We start from the raw sequence: 18,946 nt of genomic DNA on the forward strand, positions 1-18,946 counted from the left end.
TGCGGGGCGACTGGATACAGTGGCGCCTTGCACACGTTGCACGGGTCGTAGGACAAGGGGTACCGCGTGGACCGGTTGAAGGCGCTGGGGCGGCTGCTGCCGCGGCTGGTGGTGGCTGTTGCGGCCGGGGCGATGCTCGGGTTCGCGTTCCAGCCGCACGACCTGCCGTGGCTGACGATCGTCGCCGTACCGCTCTTCCTGGCTGCGCTGCACGGGATCTCGATGAAGGCCGGCTTCCTGGTCGGCGCCTGCTTCGGGATCGCGTACTACGCCGTCCTGGTGCCCTGGTTGAGCGTCATCGGCGGAGACGCCGCGATCGCGCTGGCCGTCCTCGAGGGGCTGTTCTACGCGGTCTTCGGGCTGTTCGCGACGCAGGTGCTGAAGCTGCGGTTGTGGCCCTTGTGGATCCCGTGCTTGTGGGTGGCGACCGAGTTCGCGACCGCGTCGGTGCCGTTCGGCGGCTTCCCGTGGGGCAAGCTCGCGTGGGCCTTTGCGGACGCGCCGCTCGGGCGGCTTGCGGCGTACGTCGGGATCGCTGGGCTGAGCTTCGTCATCGCGTTCCTCGGCGTGCTGGTGTACGCCGTTCTGCGCCGCGGGACTGTGCTGCGGATGCGGGCGGTCGCGCTGGTGGCGGGGCTGGCGATCGTGTTCGGGAGCATGCTGATCCACCTGTCGCTCTCGGGTGACGGGAAGAGCGTGACGGCCGCGATGGTGCAGGGGAACGTGCCGGGCAAGGGGCTCGAGTTCCTCGGCCGCGCCCGGACCGTGACGAACAACCACCTGCAGGCGACGCTCGACCTGGAGAAGGACGTGCAGGCCGGCAAGGTGAAGAAGCCGGACCTGGTGATCTGGCCGGAGAACTCCACCGACATCGATCCGTACAAGGACGAGGAGACCCGCGCCGACATCGAGGAGGCCGTGAAGGCGGTCGGCGTACCGATCCTCGTCGGCGCCGTCACCGAAGGTCCGGGGCCGAACGAGCGGCAGACGACCGGGATCGTGTGGGACCCGGTGACCGGGCCGGGCCAGCGGTACGCCAAGCGGCATCCGGTGCCGTTCGGTGAGTACATCCCGTTCCGCAACCAGCTGCTGCCGTACATCCACCGCCTGGAGATGATCGGCGCGCAGACCGTGCCCGGTGTCGGGCCCGGCGTGATGCCGATCCGCGGCGTCACGTACGGCGACGTGATCTGTTTCGAGCTGGCGTACGACAACGTGATCCAGGACGTCGTGAAGGGCGGCGCTCAGGTCCTGATCGTGCAGACCAACAACGCGACGTACAGCGGCACCGGGCAGCCGGAGCAGCAGTTCGCGATCACCCGGATGCGCGCGATCGAGACCGGCCGGACGGTCCTGATCGCCTCCACCAGCGGGATCTCCGGCGTCATCCGCCCGGACGGCACGGTCGAGCACAAGTCGGCGCAGTTCACCCGGGACGTGTACGTCGCGAACGTGCCGCTGCGGGACGTGCAGACGCTGGCGACGACGCTCGGCGGCTGGCCGCAGTGGGTGCTGACCGGGCTCGGGTTGCTCGGGCTGGTGCTCGCGATGGTGAGCCGGCGCCGTACCCGCGAGGACAAGACTCCGCCGCCGGCCGCGGACCCCACGCCGGAACGCGAGAAGGTGCCGGCCTGACGGTCGGGGAATCCCCTGATCGATCCCCGGCGCCCGGTGCGGAGCGTGGGAACGGCTGCCGCGACCTGTAACACTGGGGTGAACCTGCGGGAAAGGGACAGAACATGCCGTGGTTGATCTGGCTGGCACTGCTGGCCGTGCCGGTCGTGGAGATCTTCGTGATCATCCAGATAGGTCACGCCATCGGCGGCTGGCAGACGCTGGGCCTGCTGGCGTTGGAGACCGTCCTCGGCGCCTGGCTCATCAAACGCGCCGGCCGTCGCGCATGGGCCACCCTCCAGTCGAGCCTGCAGACCGGCAACCTCTCCGGCAGCAACGTGATCGACGGAAAGGCCGCGCCGACCCGGGACCTGACCGACAGCGGCATGGTCCTGATCGGCGGCGCCCTCCTGGTCGTCCCCGGCTTCATCACCGACCTCGTCGGCCTGTTCTTCCTGCTGCCGTTCACCCGCCCGCTGGCCCGCCGCCTGGGCACCCGCTTCCTCACCCGCCGCGCGGCCAACCTCACCTCGCCCAACTTCGCGCCGTTCATGCCCGGCGCCCCGCAGCCGCAGCCCCAACGCCCCGCCTCCGGCGACGTGATCCAGGGCGAGGTCATCGACCCGGAGAAGTAGGCCGGTAGATCGCCTTCGCGGACTGCAGGAACGACAGCGCCAGGGGAGTGCTCTCGGTCCAGGCGACGACGACCGGGCTCGGTGGCAGGTCGGTTACCGGGACGGTGGCGAACTGCGGGCCGGGGTCGTGATTGGTCAACGGGGTGAGGCCGATGGTGGCGTTCCAGAGGACGGACTGGAGGCATTCCTGGACGGCGCGGACGACTGGGCCTTCGCGGTGGGTGCCGCCGTTCCAGTAGGACTGCCATTCCGGGTCGGTGCCGGGTGGGAACTGGAACCAGCGGCGGTCGGCCAGGTCGGCGAGCGTGAGGGTGCCGCGGGCGGCGAGCGGGTCGTCGGCTCGGAGTACGGCGGCGACCGGGTCGGAGCGGAGTTCGTGGACGTACAAGCCCTTGCGGTTGAACGGGCCGCGGGTGAGGGCGACGTCGACGAGGCCCGCGCGGAGGCCGCAGGTCGGGTCGTCGAGGTCGGTCTCGCGGATGTGCACCTCGACGTTCGGGTGCCGGTCGCGGTAGGCGGCGGCGAGGCGGGAGATGTCGGGGTCGGTACTGTCGCCGAGGATGCCGACGGTGAGCGGGGCGGCGCCGGCGGCTGCGGCCACTCGGGTGCGGAGGCGGTCGGACTGGGCGAGCAGTCTGCGGGCTTCGGTGAGGAGCGCGGTGCCGGCGGGGGTGAGGGTGACGCCGGCGGCGGAGCGGTTGAAGAGCGTCGTACCGAGGTCGGCTTCGAGGTGGCGGATGGCGCGGCTGAGCGGCGGTTGGCTCATGTAGAGCCGGGTCGCGGCGCGGCCGAAGTGCAGCTCCTCGGCGACGGCGACGAAGTACCGGAGGGTGCGGAGTTCCATCAGCTGCGACGATACCCGTTGGGTATCGGTGATGCCGGAGCGGTCTTGGACGCGGCGCGGGGTGCGGTGGTGCGCTGGAGGCATGCTCGAAGAACCGATCGTTGAGATTGCCGACGTCCAGGAACTCGCCCGCGAGGTGGTGGTGATTCCGAATCGGAACGTCGACCTTGTCCCGAACATCACGCTGATCGGCGGGCGTGAGGCGGTGCTGGTCGTCGACACCGGGCTCGGTCCGGGGAACGCGCGGCGGGTGCTGGAGTTCGCGGTGGAGTACGCGGCCGGGCGGCGGGTGTATCTGACGACGACGCACTTCCATCCGGAGCACGCGTTCGGCGCAGGCGTGTTCGCGGGGGAGGCGACGTACCTGGTCAATCGGGCGCAGGCCGATGATCTGCGGTTGAAGGGCGAGGGGTATCTCGCGATGTTCCGCGGGCTGGGGGAGGCGGTGGCGCGGGCGCTCGAGGGGACGGTGATCCCGGTGCCGGAGCTGACGTACGACGCGGCGTACGAGCTGGAACTGGGTGGGCGGACCGTCGAACTGCGGGCGACCGGGCGGGGGCACAGCCTGGGGGATCAGGTCGTCGTGGTGCCTGATGCCGGGATCTTGCTGACGGGGGATCTGGTGGAGACGGAGCAGTTCGCGATCTTTCCGTGGTTCCCGCCGCATGATGTGGACGTTTCGGGGGTGCGGTGGATCGAGGTGCTCGATCGGCTTGCTGCTGGTGGGCCGCGGATCGTCGTGCCGGGGCATGGGGATGTGGGGGACGTCCGGCTGCTGGCGCAGGTGCGTGACTACCTTGTGGAGTTGCGGGACGAGACGTGGAAGCGGGTCGGCTCGGCGGTGCTTGAGGAGACGATTGCGGAGGAGATCCGGGCGCTGATGATTCGGCGACATCCCGACTGGCGGTTGCCTGAGTGGATCGAGCGCGGTGTTGGGTGCTTGTGCGCGGAATACCCGAGCCGTGCGTGACCGCGGGCGTCTGACAGGAGCAGACTGTTCGGGTGGTGGGGTTGCGGCGGCGGGATCCGGGGTTGGCGGCTACGCGGCGGGCGGGGCGGACCGCGGTGGTGATGCCGTTGTTGTTCGCGTTCTGTGCGGGGGTGCTGAAGGCGCCGACGGTCGCGAGCTTCGCGGCGTTCGGAGCGTTCGCGATGTTGTTGCTGGTGGATTTCTCGGGGAGCGTCGGTCAGCGGATCCGGGCGCAGGTGCAGCTCGCGCTGGCGTGGATGGTGCTGGTGTCGCTCGGGACCTTGGCGGGGTATTCCGTGTGGACAGCGGTCGTGGCGACAGCGGTCGTCGGATTCGCCGTACTGTTCGCCGGGGTCGTCAGCTCGGTCCTCGCCGGCGCCGGTACGTCGTTGCTGTTGTCGTTCATCCTGTCCGTCGCCACCCCGGGCTCGCTGTCGACCCTGCCCGACCGGCTCGCCGGCGTCGCGATCGCCGCCGTCGCAGCGGTCGTCGCGGTGACCTTCCTCTGGCCCCGCACCGCGGTCGATCCGCTCAGCGCCCCGGCCGCACGGGTCTGCCGAGCGGCCGCGGCGCAGCTCCGGTCCGAGGCGCTCGACTCGGTCGCCGTCTGCGCGGTACGAACCCGTGAGACCGCGACCCTCATCGACGAACTCCGCAGCACGTTCACCGGTACGCCGTACCGGCCGACCGGCCTGTCCACCGGATCGCGCGCCCTCGTCCGGCTCGTCGACGAACTCACCTGGCTGAGCGGCATCCTCGAGGAACCGGGGCCTGAGGCAACGACGTGCGACGCCGAGTCGGCGGCGGTGCACCTCGCCGCCGCCGACGTCCTCGAGCGCAGCGCCGAGCTTCTCGAGGACCCGTCGCAGGACGTCGACAAGCTGACGACCGCCGCGCAACTGCTCCGCGACGCCGTCGCCAAGCTCGAGGACGGCGCGGTCGACCGGCTCCCTTCGACGTACCGTTCCGAGTCAGATCTGCTCAGCAGCCTGAACGTCTCGTTCCGCGCCCAGGAGGTCGCGTTCGGCGTGCTGCTGATTGCGCAGAACGTCGAGACCGCGCGCCGCGCCGACCAGCGCCCGTGGACCGACCGCCTCCTCGGCCGCGAGCCGAGCGCGCTCGCGGGACCCTTCGCCAGCGCCACCGAACGCGCCGCCGCGCATCTCGAACCGCATTCGGTCTGGCTGCACAACAGCATCCGCGGCGCGGTCGGTCTCGCCGCGGCGGTCGCGCTCGCGAACCTGACCGGCGTCGAGCACGGCTTCTGGGTGATCCTCGGCACGCTCTCGGTCCTGCGGTCGAATGCGCTGAGCACCGGCCAGAACGCGTACCGCGCGATCGGTGGCACCGTCGTCGGTTCGATCGTCGGCGCCGTCCTGCTGCAGTTGATCGGCGACAACCGGACGGCGCTGTGGATCTTGCTGCCGATCGCCGTACTGTTCGCCGGGATCGTGCCGGCGGCGGTCTCGTTCGCGACCGGGCAGGCCGCGTTCACGGTGACGCTGGTGATCCTGTTCAACATCGCGCAGCCGGAGGGCTGGTCGCTGATCCTGTTCCGGATCGGCGACATCGCGCTCGGCTGCGCGGTGAGCGTCGCGGTCGGCCTGCTGTTCTGGCCGCGCGGCGCGTCGAAGGCGGTCGGAAAGGCGCTCGCCGAGGCGTACGTCGACAGCGCGCAGTACCTCGTCAGCGTCGTCGGGTACGCCGTGTCCTGCTGCGCGCCCGGTCCGCGGATGCCGCAGGACGGACGGCGCGCGGCCGCGGCGGCGCGGAGGCTCGACGACACGTTCCGCACGTACCTGGCCGAGCGTGGCGCGAAGACCGTGCCGTTGAGCGAGGTGACCGCGCTCGTCACGGGCGTGGTCGCGGTCCGGCTCGCCGCGGACGCCGTACTGGAACTCTGGGAGCGGTACGCCGACGGCCGGCCGCCGTCGGACGACCGCGCCGCGGCGCAGGCGGCGTTGCTCGCGTCCGCGGACCGCCTGCTCCGGTGGTACACGAGCCTCGCGGGCGCGCTGGACGCGCGGGCCGCCGTACCGGAGCCGCTGCCGCACGACTACCCGACGAAGACGCGCCTGGTGGACGCCGTACGGAACGACCTGCACGACGCCCACGACCAGGCGACGCCGACCGCGATCCGGATCCTCTGGACGAACGACCACCTGGAAGTCGTCCGCCGCCTGCAGCCCGGCCTCGTGGTCGCGGCGTCTAGGCGAACGGCCCCTTCGCGCTGAACGCGTGCTCGACGAAGCGGTCGGCCATCACCTGGTGCGTGTCCGCGTCCGGGTGCAGGTCGTCGAGCAGCGGATGCGCGAGGTTGTCGGCCTCGCCGTACAGCGTGCGGCCGTCGAGGTAGTGCAGGTTCGGGTCGGTGAGGGCGCGCTGCGCGACGATCCGGTCGAGTTCCGCGCGGATCACCGAGAGGGTGAGCTTGCCGGCCGGCACCTCGTCGGGGTTGCCGGTGGCGGTGAAGCCGATCTCGCCGGCCGCGAGGGACTCGAGGTTCCAGCCGGTCGGGCCGGGCGTGTCCTCGTGGATCGGGCAGAGGATCGCGGAGACGACCAGCAGCGGTGTGTCCGGGTGGCCGTCGCGGATCGTGTCGAGGAAGCCGTGCACCGCGGGCGTGAAGCTGCGCAGCCGGTAGCTGTCGCTGTTCACGATGTTGATGCCGAGCTTCAGGCTGATCAGGTCGGCCGGGGTGTCGCGGATCGTCCGGGCGAAGAACGGTTGCAGGTACGAGCTGCCGCCGAAGCCGAGGTTCAGCAGTTCGACGTCTGCCTGCGCGGCGGCGAGTGCGGGCCAGATGCCGGTGGGGTGCTTCGCGTTCGAGCCGTGGCTGATCGAGCTGCCGTGGTGCACCCAGAGCCGGCGGGTGGACGGCACCGGCTCGACCGGGGCATCGGTGCGCAGGGCAACGAGTTCGGTGGACTCGTCGTGTGGGAGCCAGATCTCGACGGTCTTCTCGACGGCGGCGAGACCGTCGACGCGGAGTGTCTGCGGGATGCCCTCGCGGGTGTCGGCGGCGCCGGTCATCAGGTCGATCGTGATCACGTCGCCGCCGGGAGCGGTCACCTGGGTGACCAGCCGGCCGTCGACGAGTACGTCGTACACGCCGTCGGGGCGCGGGGGAGCGCCGGTGTAGTCGCGCTTGGTCGGGAGCGTGTCGAGCTCGATCGCGGTGGCCGCCGTCCGGAGGACGAGGCGGACGCCGGAGGGCTGGGTGTCGACCATGTCCAGCTGGGCGTCCTGGTACTGCGTTCGCGCCCAGGCCGGGAGGCGGTGCGGCTGGACGCCGCGCGCGGTCGGCTCGAGATCGAGGGCGCCGCGGAAGAGGTCGAGGGTGAGCGGGACGGTGATCATGTCAGCTCCAGGTCCGAAGGAGGGCGTCGAGGGAGTCGAGGATGCGCGACCAGCTGCTGTCACTCGACGGGTCGCTGTAGGCGAAGGAGCCGGCCAGCTCGAGACTCACGTAGCCGTGCACGACGCTGCCGATCAGTCGCACGGCGTCCGTCTCGGCAGGTTCGCTCAGGTCGTACGCCCGGAGGACGGCGCGCCAGAGCTCCGAGTGACGCCGCGCAGCAGTCACGTACTCATCCGAGTTCAGGTCGGTGGGAACGTGGCGGGCGGCGGCGTAGCGGCCGGGGTGTTGGTGGGCGTAGGTGCGGTAGACGTCGGCCATCGCGGTGAGAGCGTCAGCGCCGGCCCGGCCCGCCAGGGCGGCGGCGGCCTGGTCGGCGAGCTCGGTCAGGGCGACGGTGGCGATCCGGGTCTTCAGGTCGTCGGAGTTGCGGACGTGCGAGTACAGGCTCGCGACCTGCACGTTGAAGTGCCTCGCCAGAGCAGACACGGTCACCTGGTCGAAGCCGACCTCGTCCGCCAGCTCCGCGCCCGCCTGCGCCAGCCGCGGGCGGCTCAATCCAACTCTTGCCATATCTCATTATGTATTTGCCTAAAGCCTATAGGCAAATCGGTGCAAGAAGAAACCCTCACCGCGCCATTGCGATGAGGGTTCCGGGGTGTGGCTCAGGCGGTGCGCTTGGTCCGGTGCAGGTGCGCCGGGCCGATCTCGCCCTTGCGGAGCAGCTCGACCCGCTCGGCCAGCAGCTCCTCCAGCTCCGAGATGCTCCGGCGCTCGCGCAGCATGTCCCAGTGCGTACGGGCCGGCTTCTCCTGCTTCGGTTCCGGCTTCTCGCCGGTGGAGCGAGCGGCCTCGCTGCCGCAGTGCGGGCACTCCCAGACCGCGGGCACCTCGGCGTCGTGCGCCATGGTCACCTCGACCACGTGGCCGCGGGGGCAGTCGTACGTGATCATCTGGCGCGGCGCGAACTCGACACCACGGTCATCCTCGAAGCTGACCCCACCCAGCCCCGAACCACGCAGTACGCGATTAGACATGTCAAACCTCCGAGATCGTCATCCGTGCCAACGGTCGGCCGGCCCGGATCATTCCCATTTTGGCATGTCCGAGCCATATGTACGCACCTGACAGCCCGTCGTGACCTGCTGTCATCGAGTGTTCACAGATGACGGTGTGTCGCAGGCCACGCGCACTACGGCGTGCCAAATCGATATCCGGTTCACAGCCGGTTGCCAGGAAGCCAGGATCTCCTCCTCAGTAATCGACCATAGCCTCTGCGTCCATGGTGCTACCCCGCCACAAGCTCCGTGGCCTCAGTTTCGTGAACGTGGCCCTGGTGGCCATCGTGCTCGTCATCGGCGTGACCGCCTACTTCCTGTTCTTCAAGAAGGATCCGCCGGCCGCCAGTGCGACCCGGCCGTCGGTCGCGGTGCAGCTCGGGACAGTGACCGCGAGTGTGAGCTCGAGCGGTACGTTGCAGAGCTCGACCACCGCGTCGCCGGCCTTCGAGACGTCCGGCACGGTCACCCAGGTCCTGGTCAAGGTCGGGCAGGTGGTGGCGAAGGGGGCGGCGATCGCGAAGGTCGACCCGTCGTCGGCCAACCGGCAGCTGGTGATCGCGCAGCAGAACCAGATCGCGTCCGCGAACTCGGTGACCGCCGCCGAGCAGACGCTCAGCGACGCGCAGACCGCGCTCGAAGCCGCCGAGGAGGCGTCGGCGTCCCCGTCGCCGACCCCGACGCCCAGCAACGGTCAGCAGCAGCAGACCCAGTCTCAAGGTCAGGGGCAGAGTCAGGGTCAGAGTCCGGAAGTTGCCGTGAGCAACGCCGAGGCGAGCCTGGCGAAGGCGAAGGCCGACAAGGAGCAGTCCGACCAGAATGTCGAGGCCGCCCAGGCCGCGGTCGACGCGACCACGCTGAAGGCGCCGATCGCCGGCACCATCACCGCGATCAACGGTGCGGTCGGTTCGGTGACCGGTGGTGGGTCCAGCTCAGGTTCAGGCAGCGGCGGCAGCAGCGGTCAAGGCTCGACCTCAGGTCAAGGTTCATCCTCTGCCTCCAGCAGTACGTCGAGCACCGCAGGCACCGGCTTCGTCGACATCGCCGACCTCAAGTCGCTCCAGGTGGTGGCCGCGTTCGCGGAGGCGGACGCGATCAAGATCAAGGCCGGCCAGTCCGCGACCGTCACACTGAACGCCGAGCCCGGTACGTCGCTGACCGCCTCGCTGGCGTCCGTGTCGCCCACTCCGACGACAACCAACGGCGTCGTCTCGTACTCCGCGACCTTCAGCCTCGCGAAGCTCCCGGCGAACGCCCGGATCGGGCAGACCGCCAACGTCACCGTCCAGACCGCGAAGGCGGCCAACGCGCTGTACGTCCCGAGCACCGCGATCACGACCAGCGGTACGACGTCCACCGTGACGATGGCCGACGGCAGCGGGACCCGTGAGGTGACGGTCGGCGTCCGCGGCGACAGCTACACCCAGATCGTGTCTGGGGTGAAGGAAGGCGACCAGATCGAACTGCTGCAGGGCAACATCGGCGGTACCCAGACCGGGCAGAACGGCCAGAACCGGCAGGGCGCCGGCGGCGGGCAGTTCCCGGGCGCCGGCAACGGCGGCGGACTCGGTGGTGGGGCGGGCGCGGGTGGCGCGGGCGGTGGAGGTTTCCGTGGCCGCTGACGCCCTGATCGAGATCCGGGACGTCACCAAGACGTACGGCCACGGCGAGACCGCGGTACACGCGCTGCAAGGCGTGTCGCTGCGGGTCGACGCGGGGGAGTACGTCGCGGTGATGGGTTCGTCCGGCTCCGGCAAGTCGACGTTGATGAACATCCTCGGGTGCCTCGACGTACCGTCGCGCGGGGAGTACTGGCTGGACGGCAGCGACGTGGCCCGGCTCAGCGAGGACCAGCAGGCGCTCGTCCGCGGCCGCAAGATCGGGTTCATCTTCCAGTCGTTCAACCTGATCCCGCGGACCACCGCGCTCGCGAACGTCGAGCTGCCGCTCACGTACGCACACCTGCGCCGGACCGAACGACGGCGCCGCGCGAACCGGGCACTCGAGCTCGTCGGCCTCGCGGACCGTACCGGCCACCGGCCGAACCAGCTGTCCGGCGGACAGCAGCAGCGGGTCGCGATCGCCCGCGCGCTCGCGACCGGCCCGCGGATCCTGCTCGCCGACGAGCCGACCGGCAACCTGGACGCGCACTCGACCGACGAGGTGCTCGGCATGTTCGACCAGCTGCACGCGGAGGGCCGGACGATCATCGTGATCACCCACGAGCACGAGGTCGCGGCCCGCGCCCGCCGGCTGGTGCACGTCTCCGACGGCCGGATCGTCTCCGACGAGGTGACCCGCTGATGTCACCACGCGACCTGATGGGCGCCGCCCTGCGCGGCCTCACCGCGAACAAGCTGAGATCCCTGCTGACCGTCCTCGGCGTCTCGATCGGCGTCGGCGCGGTGATCGTGCTGGTTGCGGTCGGCAACGGTTCCGGCAAGGCGGTGCAGCAGCGGCTGGAGGCGATGGGTACGAACCTGCTCACGGTCTCCACGACCGGTGGCGGTGGCGGCTTCGTCCGCGGCCAGGCCGGCCCGGCGAACCAGCAGTACAGCCTGACCCTCGAGGACTCGTCCGCGCTCGCGGACAAGCACCTCGCGCCCGACGTGGCGTCCGTCGCCCCGGTGATGACCAGCTCCGGTACGGCGACCAACGGCGACACGAGCTACACGGTCAACCAGGTGATCGGTACGACCCCGGAGTACATGCCGGCCACCAATACGCCGGTCCAGATCGGGCAGTCGTTCACGCAGGCGGACGTCGACACGTCCCAGCGGGTGATCCTGCTCGGGCAGACCGCCGCGACCGAGCTGTTCACGCGGCCGGCCAGCGCCGTCGGGCGGACGATCAAGCTCGGCGCCGTCGACTTCACCGTGCTGGGCGTCCTGGCCAGCAAGGACAGCACCGGGTTCAACGACCCGAACGCGACGGCGATCGTCCCGATCACCACGCTCCGCGCGACCCAGGCCGGGTACGGCGCCCTGAACCAGATCGTCGTCCAGGCAGCCGACAAGGATCGCGTCGACATGGCGCAGGCCGAGGTCACCCAACTGCTGACGGCGCGGCACCAGGTGCCGGCGACCGAGACGACGTCGCCGTTCCGGATCACGAACTCGGCGCAGATCCTGCAGACCAGCCAGGACACCGCGGCGACGTTCACCGCACTGCTCGCCACCGTGGCCGCGATCAGCCTGGTGGTCGGCGGGATCGGCGTCACCAACATCATGCTGGTCACGGTCACCGAGCGGACCCGGGAGATCGGCATCCGCAAGGCGCTCGGCGCCCGGCGGCGCACGATCCTCGGCCAGTTCCTGATCGAGGCGACGCTGCTCAGCCTGATCGGCGGCACGGTCGGCGTCGGCGCGGCGCTGATCGTCACCCGCTTCCAGCTCGCCGGTGTGCAGCCGGTGCTGGTGCCGTCGTCGATCGGACTCGCGCTCGGCGTGTCCGCGGCGGTCGGCCTGTTCTTCGGCAGCATGCCGGCGCACCGAGCCGCCGGTCTCCGTCCCATCGACGCACTACGACACGAGTGAGAGGCCCCCAGCTATGAGTGACCAGACGCCCGACGAGTTCGCCCAGATCGGGTCCGACGAGGAGGTCGAGGCGGCGCTGAAGCCGAAGAAGACCCTCAACCTGCCGCTTGCGACCGCGATCCTGGCCGGCATCGTGGTGCTCGCCGTCGGCCTCGCGGGCGGCGCCGGACTGCACGCCGCGTTCGCGTCGAACAGTACGTCCAACCAGCCGCAGGCCGGTCGCGGCGGCTTCGGTGGGTACGGCGGCTACCGCGGCCAGAACGGCGGGAACGGTCCCGGCTTCGGCGGCGGGCAGGGCGGAGCCGGCGGGCAGGGCGGCGGCGGAACGATCGGTACGGTCGTGTCCGCGAACTCGTCCCAGCTCGTCGTGAAGACCCAGTCCGGCAACGTCACGGTGAAGCTCACCGGCGACACGACGTACGAGATCACCTCGAAGGGCACCGCGGCCGACCTGAAGACCGGCGAGCAGGTCGTCGTCAGCGGGCAGAACTCCAACGGCACGATCACCGCGAACTCTGTCCGCCAGGGGAGTTTCGGCGGCTTCCGGGGGCCGAACGCGACGCCGTCCGGCCGGTGACGGATTCCCAGGCCATCACAATCGCTCGGGCCTGACGCGCCTGAGCGTGCCGGGGTAGTGCGGCAGCACATTGCGATGGCGTGGCGGTCCGCCCAAGAACCGTGCGCCCGGCCAGCACCCCGGCCGGGCGCACGCTCACGTCCGGGTCGCGAAGAGGGCGACGGCGGTCGAGTCGAGGGCGAACGAGCCGCCGTGGGCGTCGATGGCGGCGCCGGTGCGTTCGAGGAGGGTGGTGAGCCTGCCGGCGTCGGCGAGAGGTTTGGCGAGGCCGCTGGTGCGGAGTTGGTCGAGCCACTCGTCGCGGGTGTAGGTGCGGGACCACGGGAAGGTGGGGCGTTCGATTGCGGTGAACTCGTTGCCGAGCGCGTCGGCGGTGCGGTCGAGGAAGTGCTCGTACGCGCCGCGGGGTGATGCGGGAGCCTTGGGGAGTACGTCGCGCTGCACGGCGGCGAAGGCGGTGCCGAGTTCGGGCGGCGGCTGGAGGACGTACCAGAAGACGGCGAACGTGCCGCCGGGGCGCAGCACCTCGGCAGCCTTCGCGGCACCCGCGACCGGGTCGATCCAGTGCCAGGTCATGCCCGCGACGAGGGCGTCGTACGTCCGGCCCTTCGCGTCCCACGACTCGAACGGTGAGACCTCGACGTCGACCCCGGTGCTCCGTGCGTACGCCGCCATCCGCTCGTCGACCTCGACGCCGAGCACGTGGCAGCCGGTCGCCTGGAGCTGACGGGCGAGGATCCCGGTCCCGCAACCGACATCGAGGATCTCGTGGCCGGGGCTCTTGGCAACAATCGCGTCGATCAGCGCGTCCGGGTAGGTGGGACGAGCCCGGTCGTAGAGCTCGGGATCTGCACCGAAGGACTCCGCCATGTCCCGCCGCTGATGCGGCGCGACCTCGTGCGCTGCCTCCTGCTCGACCTCGTGTGTGTCCGGCTCTGCCGGGTGTGGGGGTGCGGCGGTGGCGCCGGTGGCGAACGTGGGTGGTGTGGGGGTGTTGGCGGGCTCGGGGGCGGCTCCGGCGGCTAGAGTGGGCATGTGCCCACGGTAGTGGGCGGTTGCCCACTCTTGTCAAGGACGGTGCGGATGCCTACCGGTGTCGCGATGCGGGATGCTCGGGAGTTGCTGTTCGACGCGGCCGAGCGAGTCCTGTTGCGCGAGGGCCCCGAGGGGCTGACCAGCCGGGCGGTGACGACCGAGGCGGGGTGTGCGAAAGGCCTGCTGCACAAGCACTTCACGGACTTCGACGGGTTCCTGGCGGAGCTCGTGCTGGACCGGATCCGGCGGCTGCGGACCCAGGGTGAGGTGCTGCTGGCGGCGGCCGGCCAGGGGAGTGTCGTCGAGAATCTGACCGAGATGCTGACCGACCTGTTCGGGTCGGTCGCCGTCGCCGTCGTCAGCCTGACGATCTCGCGGGACGGGCTGCGGGCGCGGCTCCGGGAGGACATTCCGACTGGCGTGCCGATCCTGAGCGAGGCGGGTCAGGTGCTCCGCGACTACCTGGCCGCGGAGCAGGCGTACGGCCGGATCCCGGCCGGTGCCGACACCGACGTTCTCGGGCTCACGCTGATCGGCTCGACGCACCTGCTGTTCGCCGACCGGACCGGCGTCCGGCCGACCGTGGACCAGGTCCGCGGCTTCGTCGGTTCCGTCGTCCCGGCCTGACCCGAACCCCGGCAGAGATCCGATGAGTCATTGACGTCCGCGCTTGGAAAGCGCTATCTTCCGACGAAATGAGGCCCAAAAAGTACAAATCTGGCCTCTCGAGACGGAAGTTGGCACGACTGTGATCAGGTCATTCAAAGTCCTGGCCGCGGGGGTGGGGGTCGCCCTGACGCTGGCCGCCTGCGGTACGAGCGGAGCCGCCAAGGCGGAGCAGGATCCGAAGGCGCCGCTCGAGCTGTGGGCCCGGACCACGCCGGGCGGTGACGGCGAGAAGGGCATGAAGAAGCTCGCCGCCGCCTTCGAGCAGCAGACCGGGCAGAAGGTCGAGGTCACCGCGATCTTCGACGACTTCGAGACCAAGCTGGCTCAGCGCGCCGCGCAGAAGGACCTGCCGGACATCGTGATGAACGACTCCTCGCAGCTCGGCACGATGGTCGGCCAGGGCATCGTCCGCGAGGTCGACATGTCCCAGATCAAGGGCAGCGACCAGCTGCTCGAGCCGGCCCTGGCCGCGGCCCGCGCGACCGATGGCAAGACGTACGGCGTCCCGTATTCCGCGCAGGCCTCCGCGCTGCTGATCCGCAAGGACTGGCTGAAGAAGGTCAAGCTGCCCGCACCAACGACCTGGGACCAGCTGGTCACCCTGGCGAAGGCCTTCACCACCCAGGACCCGGACGGCAACGGCAAGGCCGACACCTACGGGCTGGCCGTCCCCGGCTCGACCAAGCGCGGGTACGCCTCCTGGTACTTCTCGAACTTCCTCTGGGCCGGCGGCGGCGACTTCGTCGCCAAGGGTGCCGACGGCAAGTACAAGCCCGCGATGACGACGCCGGAGTCCGAGGCCGCGACCAAGTGGTTCCGTGACCTGGCCTGTACGTCGAAGGTGATCCAGCCGGGCGCCGCGACGATGGACACGCCGCCCACCAACGAGACGTTCGAGGCCGGCAAGACCGGCATGTACGTCGTCGGCCCGTACCTGATGCCGCGCTTCGACGCCTCGCTCGGCAAGGACAAGTACGAGGTCGTCGCGATGCCGCAGGGTCCGAAGGACTCGACGGTGCTGGCCGAGGGCGGCAGCGTCTACCTGATGGCGGGCTCCAAGAACGAGGCCGCGCAGAACGCGTTCGCGTCGTACGCGATCTCCGAGGCCGGGCAGAAGGTCGGCATGGAGGGCGAGAAGGCGTTCATCGTGCAGCTGCCGGTGAACAAGAACGTCGACATCAGCACGGTCCGCCCCGACCCCCGCTGGAAGCTGTACGCCGACGTGTACAAGGAGCACGGCCGCTACGCGCCGTCGGTGCCGAACTGGACGCCGATCCGGCAGAGCGCCGCAGACACCGTGAACGCGCTGATCGCGGACTGCGGCCTGGACCTGGACTCCGAGCTGAAGAAGCTCGACCAGAAGCTCGGTGACACGCTGAACCAGCAGGGCATCGGCGCGTCGTGAGTGTTCGGGAAGCAACGCGGTCGACGGCCCCGGCGCGCCCCGCGCCGGTGGCCGCCGGCCCGCGCGGTCCGCTGAGGCGGGGACACAGGCGCAACGGCCAGTGGTGGATCCCCTGGCTGTTCCTCGCCCCGGCGCTCGTGCTGTTCGTGTACTTCAAGTTCATCCCGATGGCGCAGGCGATCGGGATGTCGGTGCAGGAGGTCCGCCCGTACCTCGGCAACCGGTGGGTCGGCGGCGCGAACTACGCCGAGATCCTCGGCGACGACGGGTTCCGCTCGGCGGCCTGGAACACGGTGGTCCTCGCGGTCGGGCAGACGGCCGGCTCGATGATCCTCGGGTTCTGCCTGGCGCTGCTCGTCGAGGGACAGACCCGCAAGCTGAGCTTCATCCGGTCGGCCGCGTTCCTGCCGGTCGTCGTACCGCTGGCCGTCACCGCGGAGCTGTGGCGGATCATGTACCACCCGACCGGCGACGGGCTGATCAACCAGGTGATCGGGCTGATCGGGCTCGGGCCGTCCGGGTTCATCAACGACCCACACACGTCGCTGGCGTCGATCGCGGTGACCGGGATCTGGCGCGGGGCGCCGTACGACATGATGATCTTCCTGGCCGGGCTGGCGGGGATCGACCGCGGGCTGTACGAGGCCGCGACCGTCGACGGGGCGTCGACCTGGAAGCGGATCCTGCACGTCACGCTGCCCGGGTTGCGGCCGGTGTTCGCGATCCTGTTCGTGCTGGCCGCGGTGCGTGGGTTCCGGACGTTCACCGAGGTGTTCCTGCTGACCAACGGCGGGCCGAACGGCTCGACCGAGGTCGTGATGACGCTGATCTACAAGCTGGGCCTGGAGCAGAGCCGGCTCGGCGTCGGCTCGGCCGGTGCGGTGCTGCTGTTCGCCGCGACGCTCGTGCTGACCGTGTGCGTCCAGCTGCTGCGACGGAGGAGATCCGCATGAGTGCTGCCACCGAGACCGCGCTCGGGCTGACCGAGAGCAAGGGCGTCGGCGCCCGGATCGCGAAGTTCGTCGTCTACGTCGGATTGTTCACAATCTTCGCCGGGCCGTTGCTGGCGCTGCTGGTCGGCTCGTTCAACCACGTGTCGGACCCGACCCAGCTGAGCGTCGTACCGAAGACGCCGACGCTGGACAACTTCCGGATCGCGTTCGACCACGGGGTCCTGCGGTACCTGCTGAACTCGTTCTTCGTCGTCGGGTTCGGGCTGCTGCTGCAGGTGGCGGTGTCCGTGCTGGCGGGGTACGCGCTGGCGCGGAAGAAGTTCCCGCTGATGACGCTGGTGATGGTCGCGATCCTGGCCACGATGATGCTGCCCGAGGAGATCCTCGCGCTGCCGCTCACGCTCGTCCTCGCCGACCTGCCGCTCGTGCACCTGAACCTGATGGGCACGCTCGCCGGGATGATCGTCCCGCTCGGCGCGTGGGCGTTCTCGATCCTGGTGATGACCGAGTTCATGAAAGACGTGCCGCCCGAGCTCGAGGAGGCGGCGCGGATCGACGGCGCCGGCGAGTTCCGGATCTTCGGGCAGATCATCCTGCCGCTGTGCAAGCCGGCGCTCGGGGTGATCGGGGTGTTCGGGTTCACGATGATCTGGGACCAGTACCTGCTGCCGCTGCTGGTCGCGCAGAACTCGAAGGCGTACACGCTGCCGCTCGCGCTGCGGACGTTGCGGATCGACCCGGCGGTCACGCCCGGCGTGGTGCTCGCGGCGTCGCTGCTCGCCTTGCTTCCTTCCGTGCTGGTGTTCCTCTTCTTCCAACGTTCGTTCGCCCGGGGGCTGACCTCCGGCGCACTCAAGGGGTGAGACATGGATCGTCGTACCTTTCTGATGACGACCGGTGTGGCCGGCGTCGGTCTGACGGCCGCCGGAACGCTTCCGGCGATGGCCGGACCACGGCTGGTTCGTTCGGTGGAGGAGCTGCGCGCGGCGATCGCCGCGGCGACGGCTGGGGCGGTGGTGACGGTTGCTGACGGCACCTATGACGTCACGGAGCCGATTGCGATCACCGGGAAGCGCGGGACGTGTGACGCGCCGATCGTGCTGCGGGCGCAGTCGGTGGGCGGCGTGGTGCTGCAGGGCGCGGCCGGCTTCGTGCTGAGTGCGTCGTCGGACGTGACGATCAGTGGGTTCGCGTTCCGCGGGCAGACCGCGACGTTCGACGTGCCGCCGGACTGCAAGCGGATCCGGCTGACCCGGAACGACTTCCAGCTGGCCGATGTCGAGGGCCTGCACTGGGTGATGATCCGCGGCGACGAGACCGAGTTCGACCACAACGAGTTCCACGAAAAGTCGAGGCTCGGCATCTACCTCGGCATCGAAGGCGCGGGGACCGACCAGATGGCGGTCGGGGTGCGGATCCACCACAACTACTTCCGCGACCACACGTTCCCCGGAGACAACGGCGGCGAGCCGATCCGGCTCGGGGTCAGCCCGCGGGCGCTGTCGACGGCCGGGGCGGTCGTCGAGCAGAACCTGTTCGAGCGCTGCAACGGCGACCCCGAGGCGATCTCGGTGAAGTCGTCCGGGAACACCGTGCGGCACAACACGTTCCGCGACAGCATGGGCGGCATCGTGCTGCGGCACGGCAACGGAACCCGGGTCGAGGGCAACTACCTGCTGTCGGGCCAGAACGGGATCCGGATCTACGGCAACGACCACCTGATCGTCAACAACTACGTCGAGAAGATCAGCAACGCCGGCGTCGTCCTCGGCAGCGGCAGCGTCCGGGACCACTACCCGGGCGAGCCGTCGAAGTCCCGTACCGGCAACGACGCGCCGGACCGCGTGACGATCGCGCTGAACACCGTCCTGGACTGCGAGTCCGGGATCGTCGGCGAGAGCCACCGGACCCTGCCGCCGCTCGGCTGCGCCGTGACGGACAATCTGCTGGTGGCAGACAGCGGAGAGATGGTGAACATGCCGTTCCAGGACGGCATCGCCTGGTCGGGCAACATTCACTGGGGACAGGGCACGGACGGCAACGCCCCCGCCGCGGCCTTCACCCGCGTCGACCCGCGGCTCGCACCCGGGACGGACGGCGTACGCCGGCTGACGTCGGGCAGCCCGGCGATCAACGCGGCGTCTCGGGCGTACCCCGACGTACCGCGTGACCTGGACGGTGACCACCGGACCGGCCGGGCGGCGGACGTCGGCGCGGACGAGTACTCGCCGCGGCGTCCGGCGTACCGCCCGTTGACGCCGGTCGACGTCGGGCCGCACGCGCGATGAGCCA

At 70.1% G+C, this 18,946-nt stretch carries 18 protein-coding genes; 13 read left to right on the forward strand and 5 right to left on the reverse strand.

The window, feature by feature from the left end; translation table 11 throughout:
- The first annotated feature begins 66 nt into the window (after nucleotides 1-66).
- Together lnt and ACXJJ3_RS00685 are read left to right on the forward strand one after the other, a co-directional pair.
- Nucleotides 67-1,635 (forward strand): apolipoprotein N-acyltransferase, encoded by a 1,569-nt coding sequence (gene lnt, locus ACXJJ3_RS00680; protein ID WP_458167823.1) that lies wholly within the window; start codon nucleotides 67-69, stop codon nucleotides 1,633-1,635.
- 104 nt (nucleotides 1,636-1,739) lie between these two features.
- Nucleotides 1,740-2,249 carry an FxsA family protein gene (locus tag ACXJJ3_RS00685; RefSeq protein WP_458167824.1) on the forward strand — a complete coding sequence of 170 codons (510 nt, stop codon included), beginning with the start codon at nucleotides 1,740-1,742 and terminating at the stop codon, nucleotides 2,247-2,249.
- Here the strand turns inward: ACXJJ3_RS00685 and ACXJJ3_RS00690 are convergent.
- Complete coding sequence (locus ACXJJ3_RS00690) at nucleotides 2,230-3,093, reverse strand: LysR substrate-binding domain-containing protein (protein ID WP_458167825.1); 864 nt, start codon at nucleotides 3,091-3,093, stop codon at nucleotides 2,230-2,232. The two genes, ACXJJ3_RS00685 and ACXJJ3_RS00690, sit on opposite strands and share 20 nt — an antisense overlap.
- 82 nt (nucleotides 3,094-3,175) lie before the next feature.
- Between ACXJJ3_RS00690 and ACXJJ3_RS00695 the strand changes: the two genes are divergently transcribed.
- On the forward strand, nucleotides 3,176-4,063 hold the full coding sequence (locus tag ACXJJ3_RS00695; protein WP_458167826.1) for an MBL fold metallo-hydrolase: 888 nt from the start codon (nucleotides 3,176-3,178) through the stop codon (nucleotides 4,061-4,063).
- A 32-nt stretch (nucleotides 4,064-4,095) separates the two neighbouring features.
- Nucleotides 4,096-6,297 (forward strand): FUSC family protein, encoded by a 2,202-nt coding sequence (locus ACXJJ3_RS00700; protein WP_458167827.1) that lies wholly within the window; start codon nucleotides 4,096-4,098, stop codon nucleotides 6,295-6,297.
- Here ACXJJ3_RS00700 and ACXJJ3_RS00705 read toward each other — a convergent pair.
- From ACXJJ3_RS00705 to ACXJJ3_RS00715, 3 genes are all read right to left on the reverse strand, one after another.
- Complete coding sequence (locus ACXJJ3_RS00705; RefSeq protein ID WP_458167828.1) at nucleotides 6,272-7,423, reverse strand: GDSL-type esterase/lipase family protein; 1,152 nt, start codon at nucleotides 7,421-7,423, stop codon at nucleotides 6,272-6,274. The genes ACXJJ3_RS00700 and ACXJJ3_RS00705 overlap by 26 nt on opposite strands.
- A 1-nt stretch (nucleotide 7,424) precedes the next feature.
- Nucleotides 7,425-7,994, reverse strand: coding sequence for a TetR/AcrR family transcriptional regulator (locus ACXJJ3_RS00710; RefSeq protein WP_458167830.1), 570 nt, complete (start codon nucleotides 7,992-7,994; stop codon nucleotides 7,425-7,427).
- A 92-nt stretch (nucleotides 7,995-8,086) separates the two neighbouring features.
- Nucleotides 8,087-8,458, reverse strand: a complete 372-nt coding sequence (locus ACXJJ3_RS00715) for an RNA polymerase-binding protein RbpA (protein WP_130448290.1) — start codon at nucleotides 8,456-8,458, stop codon at nucleotides 8,087-8,089.
- A 245-nt stretch (nucleotides 8,459-8,703) separates the two neighbouring features.
- On the opposite strand from ACXJJ3_RS00715, the gene ACXJJ3_RS00720 reads away from it, so the two are divergent.
- From ACXJJ3_RS00720 to ACXJJ3_RS00735, 4 genes are read left to right on the forward strand one after another with little or no spacing between them, the layout of a single operon-like run.
- The gene (locus tag ACXJJ3_RS00720; RefSeq protein WP_458167831.1) at nucleotides 8,704-10,101 is read left to right on the forward strand and encodes an efflux RND transporter periplasmic adaptor subunit; all 1,398 of its coding nucleotides are present in this window, start codon (nucleotides 8,704-8,706) and stop codon (nucleotides 10,099-10,101) included.
- Nucleotides 10,091-10,783: an ABC transporter ATP-binding protein gene (locus ACXJJ3_RS00725; RefSeq protein WP_458167832.1), complete on the forward strand. Its 693-nt coding sequence runs from the start codon at nucleotides 10,091-10,093 to the stop codon at nucleotides 10,781-10,783. Before ACXJJ3_RS00720 ends, ACXJJ3_RS00725 begins: the two co-directional genes overlap by 11 nt.
- A complete protein-coding gene (locus tag ACXJJ3_RS00730; RefSeq protein ID WP_458167833.1) occupies nucleotides 10,783-12,015 on the forward strand; it encodes an ABC transporter permease in 1,233 nt (410 codons plus the stop codon). Before ACXJJ3_RS00725 ends, ACXJJ3_RS00730 begins: the two co-directional genes overlap by 1 nt.
- A 13-nt stretch (nucleotides 12,016-12,028) precedes the next feature.
- On the forward strand, nucleotides 12,029-12,592 hold the full coding sequence (locus tag ACXJJ3_RS00735) for a hypothetical protein (RefSeq protein WP_458167834.1): 564 nt from the start codon (nucleotides 12,029-12,031) through the stop codon (nucleotides 12,590-12,592).
- A 135-nt stretch (nucleotides 12,593-12,727) separates the two neighbouring features.
- Here ACXJJ3_RS00735 and ACXJJ3_RS00740 read toward each other — a convergent pair whose 3' ends face one another.
- Entirely contained in the window at nucleotides 12,728-13,627 is a 900-nt protein-coding gene (locus tag ACXJJ3_RS00740) for a class I SAM-dependent methyltransferase (RefSeq protein ID WP_458167835.1), read from the reverse strand.
- Between the two features lie 48 nt (nucleotides 13,628-13,675).
- On the opposite strand from ACXJJ3_RS00740, the gene ACXJJ3_RS00745 reads away from it, so the two are divergent.
- The 5 genes from ACXJJ3_RS00745 (at nucleotide 13,676) to ACXJJ3_RS00765 (ending at nucleotide 18,942) form a co-directional block, all read left to right on the forward strand.
- Nucleotides 13,676-14,254 carry a TetR/AcrR family transcriptional regulator gene (locus ACXJJ3_RS00745; protein ID WP_458167837.1) on the forward strand — a complete coding sequence of 193 codons (579 nt, stop codon included), beginning with the start codon at nucleotides 13,676-13,678 and terminating at the stop codon, nucleotides 14,252-14,254.
- A gap of 121 nt (nucleotides 14,255-14,375) precedes the next feature.
- Entirely contained in the window at nucleotides 14,376-15,701 is a 1,326-nt protein-coding gene (locus tag ACXJJ3_RS00750) for a sugar ABC transporter substrate-binding protein (protein ID WP_458167838.1), read from the forward strand.
- Entirely contained in the window at nucleotides 15,698-16,654 is a 957-nt protein-coding gene (locus tag ACXJJ3_RS00755; RefSeq protein WP_458167839.1) for a carbohydrate ABC transporter permease, read from the forward strand. Before ACXJJ3_RS00750 ends, ACXJJ3_RS00755 begins: the two co-directional genes overlap by 4 nt.
- The gene (locus tag ACXJJ3_RS00760) at nucleotides 16,651-17,517 is read left to right on the forward strand and encodes a carbohydrate ABC transporter permease (protein WP_458167841.1); all 867 of its coding nucleotides are present in this window, start codon (nucleotides 16,651-16,653) and stop codon (nucleotides 17,515-17,517) included. Before ACXJJ3_RS00755 ends, ACXJJ3_RS00760 begins: the two co-directional genes overlap by 4 nt.
- 3 nt (nucleotides 17,518-17,520) lie before the next feature.
- The gene (locus ACXJJ3_RS00765) at nucleotides 17,521-18,942 is read left to right on the forward strand and encodes a polysaccharide lyase 6 family protein (protein ID WP_458167843.1); all 1,422 of its coding nucleotides are present in this window, start codon (nucleotides 17,521-17,523) and stop codon (nucleotides 18,940-18,942) included.
- The last annotated feature ends 4 nt before the right edge of the window (nucleotides 18,943-18,946 follow it).

This window comes from Kribbella sp. WER1, assembly GCF_054189145.1.